The organism is Paracoccus sp. MKU1 (genome assembly GCF_001447385.1).
Classification (GTDB): Bacteria; Pseudomonadota; Alphaproteobacteria; order Rhodobacterales; family Rhodobacteraceae; genus Paracoccus.
Genome location: NZ_LLWQ01000057.1, coordinates 1 through 5,276, shown reverse-complemented (window position 1 = coordinate 5,276; position 5,276 = coordinate 1). Strand labels below are relative to the sequence as shown.

General features: G+C 65.3%; 7 protein-coding genes. 4 read left to right on the top strand and 3 right to left on the bottom strand.

Annotated elements, in window-relative coordinates:
• The 4 genes from AQY21_RS27160 to AQY21_RS03325 all read left to right on the top strand — a co-directional run.
• On the top strand, positions 1-135 hold a 135-nt coding region (locus tag AQY21_RS27160; RefSeq protein WP_238986681.1), incomplete at its 5' end, for an ATP-binding protein.
• Positions 136-268: 133 nt separating this feature from the next.
• A complete protein-coding gene (locus tag AQY21_RS03335) occupies positions 269-1,078 on the top strand; it encodes a cation:dicarboxylate symporter family transporter (RefSeq protein ID WP_203416357.1) in 810 nt (269 codons plus the stop codon).
• Positions 1,079-1,117: 39 nt separating this feature from the next.
• The gene (locus AQY21_RS03330; RefSeq protein ID WP_058096404.1) at positions 1,118-2,281 is read left to right on the top strand and encodes a mandelate racemase/muconate lactonizing enzyme family protein; all 1,164 of its coding nucleotides are present in this window, start codon (positions 1,118-1,120) and stop codon (positions 2,279-2,281) included.
• A gap of 222 nt (positions 2,282-2,503) precedes the next feature.
• Positions 2,504-3,397 carry a LysR family transcriptional regulator gene (locus AQY21_RS03325; RefSeq protein WP_238986680.1) on the top strand — a complete coding sequence of 298 codons (894 nt, stop codon included), beginning with the start codon at positions 2,504-2,506 and terminating at the stop codon, positions 3,395-3,397.
• A gap of 4 nt (positions 3,398-3,401) precedes the next feature.
• Here AQY21_RS03325 and AQY21_RS03320 read toward each other — a convergent pair whose 3' ends face one another.
• The 3 genes from AQY21_RS03320 to AQY21_RS03310 form a co-directional block, all read right to left on the bottom strand.
• Positions 3,402-3,653: a DUF2274 domain-containing protein gene (locus AQY21_RS03320; RefSeq protein ID WP_058096402.1), complete on the bottom strand. Its 252-nt coding sequence runs from the start codon at positions 3,651-3,653 to the stop codon at positions 3,402-3,404.
• 4 nt (positions 3,654-3,657) lie between these two features.
• On the bottom strand, positions 3,658-4,824 hold the full coding sequence (locus AQY21_RS03315) for a TrbI/VirB10 family protein (RefSeq protein ID WP_058096401.1): 1,167 nt from the start codon (positions 4,822-4,824) through the stop codon (positions 3,658-3,660).
• Positions 4,814-5,276, bottom strand: a 463-nt coding sequence (locus tag AQY21_RS03310; RefSeq protein ID WP_161905906.1) for a TrbG/VirB9 family P-type conjugative transfer protein, incomplete at its 5' end; no start/stop codon positions are given. The genes AQY21_RS03310 and AQY21_RS03315, both read right to left, overlap by 11 nt.

Sequence of the window (5,276 nt, the reverse complement as noted above, 5' to 3'; positions counted from 1 at the left end):
GAATGGACCGAAACTTTCGGCTCCGAACGCCTCACCGGCGCGCTTCTCGACCGGCTGACCCACCACGTCAACATCCTCGAGATGAATGGCGAAAGCTACCGCCTCGCCAACAGTCGCGCCAGAAAGGCCGGCTGATCCCCCCTCCTCGAAAACCGCAACGCGCGGCTGAGACCCCCGCTCGGGCTACGCCCTCGCAGCGGTCTCAGCCGCGCACAACGGTGGCCGACTTTTGCGCCGCCCAGTGGCAGGTTTTTACGCCGCCGTTGACATGGGCGAGACCGCGAAACCGTTCACCGATGTGCTGGACAGCGCGCTGCAAGCTCTCTTCCGCATCGTCGGCATGGTCATGAAGCTGGCTCCCCTGGGGGCAGGTGCCGGCGTCGCCTATACCATCGGCAAGCACGGGATCGGCTCGGTCTGGTCGCTCGGCTACCTGATGCTGGGGGTCTACCTGACTTCGGCGCTGTTCGTGATCGTCGTGCTGGGCAGCATCGCCCGCTGGAGCGGCTTCCCGTTGCTGCAGTTCCTGCGCTACTTCAAGGACGAGATCTTCATCACCCTGGCCACCTGTTCGACAGAGGCCGTGCTGCCCCGGATGATGGCAAAGCTTGAACGCCTGGGCGTGGCCAAGCCCGTGGTCGGCCTGGTGCTGCCGACCGGCTATACCTTCAACGCCGACGGCACCTGCATCTACCTGACCATGGCAGCGATCTTCATCGCCCAGGCCACGAACACCGACCTGAGCCTTTGGGGGCAACTGGGTATCCTCGGCATTCTGCTTCTGACCTCGAAAGGCTCTGCTGGGGTTGCAGGTGCAGGCTTCGTGACGCTTGCCGCGACGCTCTCGACCTTCGACACCGTTCCCGTTGCCGGCCTGGTCCTGTTGCTTGGCGTCGACCGTTTCATGAATGAGGCCCGCGCCGTCGTGAACCTGATCGGAAACGGCATCGCCACCATCGCCGTCGCCAGATGGGAGGGCGAACTGGACATGGACCGCGTGCGCCAGGTGATCGCCGAACAAAAGGGCCAGCGGCCACGCCAGATCACGGCGCCCGATGCCCTCGAAGTCGTCCATTGACCGAAATCCCTTCCACATAACGCAAGAAAGGAAAGCATCATGCGTATCATCGACGTATGCGAAGTGACCAAACCGATCGCCTCGCCCATCCGCAACGCCTATATCGATTTCAGCAAAATGACGGCCAGCCTCGTCGCGGTCGTGACCGATGTGGTCCGCGACGGTCGTCGCGTGGTCGGCTATGGCTTCAACTCGAACGGCCGTTATGGCCAGGGAGGGCTGATCCGGGAGCGGTTCCGCGACCGCATCCTCGAAGCCGATCCGGCGAGCCTGATCAACGAGGCGGGTGACAATCTCGATCCGCACAAGATCTGGGCAACGATGATGACGAACGAAAAACCCGGTGGCCATGGCGAACGGTCGGTCGCGGTCGGCACCATCGACATGGCTGTCTGGGATGCGGTCGCCAAGATCGCCGGCAAGCCGCTGTTCCGTCACCTGGCCGAGATGAAGGGCCGCGAGGCCAACCCCCGCGTCTTCGTCTACGCCGCAGGCGGCTACTACTATCCTGGCAAGGATGACAGCGCGCTGCGCAAGGAGATGCGCGGTTATCTCGACCGCGGCTACAACGTGGTGAAAATGAAGATCGGCGGTGCTTCGATCGCCGAGGACCAACGCCGCATCGAGGCCGTGCTGGATGAAATCGGTTCCGAGGCGCAGTTGGCGGTCGATGCCAATGGCCGCTTCGACCTGGAAACAGCCATCGCTTATGCCAAGATGCTGCGCGAATACCCGCTCTTCTGGTATGAGGAAATTGGCGATCCTCTGGATTACCAGTTGCAGGCAGCGATGTCAGAGTTCTACCCCGGCCCGATGGCAACAGGCGAAAACCTGTTCTCGCACCAGGATGCCCGCAATCTCATCCGCTACGGCGGAATGCGTCCCGACCGCGACTGGCTACAATTCGACTGCGCGCTGTCCTACGGGCTGGTCGAGTATCTGCGCACGCTCGACGTGCTCGAGCAATTGGGCTGGTCTCCCTCGCGCTGCATTCCCCACGGCGGCCATCAGATGTCGCTGAACATCGCGGCCGGGCTGGGGCTGGGCGGCAACGAGAGCTATCCTGACCTGTTCCAGCCCTATGGCGGCTTCCCGGATGGGGTGCAGGTCCAGGACGGCCATATCATTATGCCCGAGCTTCCCGGTATCGGCTTCGAGGGCAAGTCCGACCTGATCAAGGTCATGCGCGAACTGGCCGAGTAGATCGGTCGCAGAGCGGCCTCCCACATCCCGGGGGGCCGCACACCCTGTCAAAGGAACGGATGAAGATGTGGGATCCTGGCTGCAATCAATGAAACTGACGCGTCTTCCAAATCGATCAGTTTGTCATCGTTTCAGTCCGCTGAACTCCCGCACTAAAGGCACATGAAAGGTGCCTTTCTAGAAAAGGAAGTCTAGCGAATGGGGCCCCGATCCAGCAGAACGGTGATAGAACTACGCCATCTCCGCTATGTCATCGCGGCGGTAGAGCACGGCAGCTTCAGCGCGGCAGCAGGGACGCTCGGGGTGCGGGAATCCTCGATCAGCCGGCGCATCCGCGATCTGGAGGACGAGACCGGCGCCGCCCTCTTCATCCGCCACAAGCGCGGCGTGACATTGACGGATGCCGGCAAGAGATTCCTGGCGCATGCCCGGCGCGCGCTCGATGAGCTCGACCTGGCAATCAAGGACGTCGGTGCCGCCGGCCGCGCCGAGCAAGGTGTGCTGCGGATCGGGATCTTCGCCTCTCTGGCTTCGGGCTTCCTGGCGGACCTGCTGCGCCGCTACAACGAGGAGCATCCCGGTGTGCGCAGCGTGATCATCGAAGGCGGCCCGAGCGATCACATCGCCGCCATTCGCCAGCATCGGATGGATGTGGCGTTCCTGACCGGTACACCCGATGCGGCGGAATGCGATGTCGAGGTTTTCTGGAAGGAGCGGGTTTTCGTGGCGCTTCCGGAAAGAGACGACCTGGTGGCGCGGAAGCGGATCGTGTGGTCCGAGTTGCGCGACCGACATTTCATCGTCAGCGAGGCCGGTCCGGGACCGGAAATCCACGATTATCTCGTCCGACATCTGTCGGAACTCGGCCATCATCCCAGTGTCGAACGCTGCCCGGTGTCCCGCGACACGTTGATGCAGCTCGTTGCCTTGGGCAACGGATTAACGGTTACCAGCGAAGCGACCACCGGCGCGAGTTTCCCCGGGGTGGTCTTCCGGCCTCTCGCGACGGAGCCCCTGCCCTTCTGCGCGGTCTGGTCGCCGCGCAACGACAATCCGGCCCTGCGCCGCTTGCTCAGCCTAGCGCGAATCCTGTCCGCGCAAGGCGGCAAGGCATAGCGGATCAGTCGCCAGGTCGACGCCCGGCACCGACACTCCGCCTCGCCTTGGCGAAACCGCGATCCGAGGCCAGAAACCGCTCCAGCATCGGCACGACAAGTTTCTGCGGCGGGACAGCAACACCCTGCCCGCCCGTGCCGCTGCGGCCCAGCAATTCGCCATAAAGCGTCAGATCCCTGTGCAGGCAAGCGGGCAGTTCGACGGTCAGTTTGACCGGCGTATCGTCGGCGATCGGCCCCAGCTTCAGCTTCGTCATGGTGTCATCCTCCGGCGTTCTCGAAGACTAGGTCCCGGCTCACCAGAATCCTGATCGGGAATCCGGGCCGGATGGTGAGCGTGGGCGCGACCTGCAGCTGGCGCTGGACGATCTGCTGTCCGGCCTGGTCGACGGTGTCCTGGGCGCCGTCGCGGATGGCGCGGACCAGCCGGTCCTCCTCGTCGCCGGTGGCAAGCTCGGTACCGACCGCCAGCAGCGTCGAGAGCCCGGCGGCCTTCATCAGATCTCCCCAGTGGTAATCGACGCCGTCCTCCAGCCCGGCATAGCCCGCGGCATCGGCGCCCGGCAGGCGCTCCAGCACCAGGGAGCGGCCATCGGGTAAGATCAGCCGGTTCCAGACGAGGAGAACGCGGCGCTGGCCGAAAGTCACGCCGTTGTCGTACTCGCCGATGATGCGGGTGCCCTGCGGGATCAGCAGGATCGAGCCGGTCGGGCTGTCATAGACGGGTTGCGTGACCTGGGCGATGATCTGGCCGGGCAGGTCGGAGCGGATGCCGGTGATCAGCGCCGCCGGGATCACCGAGCCGGCCTGCAGCACATAGGGCGAGGCTGGTGGCTTGATGCGATCCGGCGCCACCGTCACCCGGTCGGCGGCCGCACCCAGAAACGCCGCATGCCGGTCCTGTGCTCCTCCGGCTTGCGGCTGGCCGACGAAACCGGACCCGGCGGACGCCGATCCGGCACTTCCGGCACTGGTATTCGCCGTACCTTCCACCCGCGGCCCGCCCTGAAAGAACACGCCGCTGAGCCGCGCGGCCTCTTCCTCGGCCAGCCGCTGCTGCTCGGCCGCGTCCATGGCGGGTGCGGTGACGGTGGGCGTGGCGGGCGCCGGCACCGGCTCACCGCGATTGCGCGCATCGAGGATCGGCTTGCCGAGATCCCCGGGCAGCGCCGGGCCGAGGGCGGAACCGGTATAGTCGCGCGGCAGTTTCGTTAGCCCGTCCGCGGTAGCGCGGTTCTCGGTGGAGAACAACTCCTCACCGCTTCGTTCCATCATGTCCCTGCCCTGCAGGGCAAAGATCAGCGCCGCACCGATGCCGAGCGCGGCGATCCCGGCCATGCTCGCCAGCACCTTGCGCGACAGCCGGGTGACGCGGGGCGGCTCGGCGCGCAGGCGCATCGGCGCGGCAGTGCTTTCCTTATCGGTCATGAGCACGATCCCTGCCGGACCCCGCATTGCCGCGTGCCGCAGCCGGGGCAACAGCGTGCTGCACCGGTTCCAGGCGATGGATCCGCACCACCTGCTGGCGTTTTCCCGAACCGAGGCGCAGTTCCGCGACGCCGAAGAGCCGGTCGACGATCAGCACGTTGCCGTGGATGCGGCTGTTGACGATCTCGGGGGCGCCGTCGGGGCCGATGACGAAGAGCGGCGGCATCTCGCCCTGGGCGATGCCGGGCGGGAAGACGACATGGACCCGGCGGCCGTCGTCGAAGACGGAAATGGGCCGCCAGGGCGGGCTCGCACCCTCGATCTGCAGGCCGTAGCGATGGTTGCGCGCACCAACGGCCGGGATTGCCGGCGCCGCAGGAACCGCCCGACGCTGCGCGGCCGTGGACGAGGAATTCTCCGGATAATGCCATGACACCGCCGGCATCCAGGTT

Coding starts and splice junctions, on each gene's coding strand:
- AQY21_RS03330 (WP_058096404.1), top strand. CDS start 1,118: ATGCGTATCATCGACGTATGCGAAGTGACCAAACCGATCGCCTCGCCC.
- AQY21_RS03320 (WP_058096402.1), bottom strand. CDS start 3,653: ATGACGAAGCTGAAGCTGGGGCCGATCGCCGACGATACGCCGGTCAAA.
- AQY21_RS03335 (WP_203416357.1), top strand. CDS start 269: ATGGGCGAGACCGCGAAACCGTTCACCGATGTGCTGGACAGCGCGCTG.
- AQY21_RS03315 (WP_058096401.1), bottom strand. CDS start 4,824: ATGACCGATAAGGAAAGCACTGCCGCGCCGATGCGCCTGCGCGCCGAG.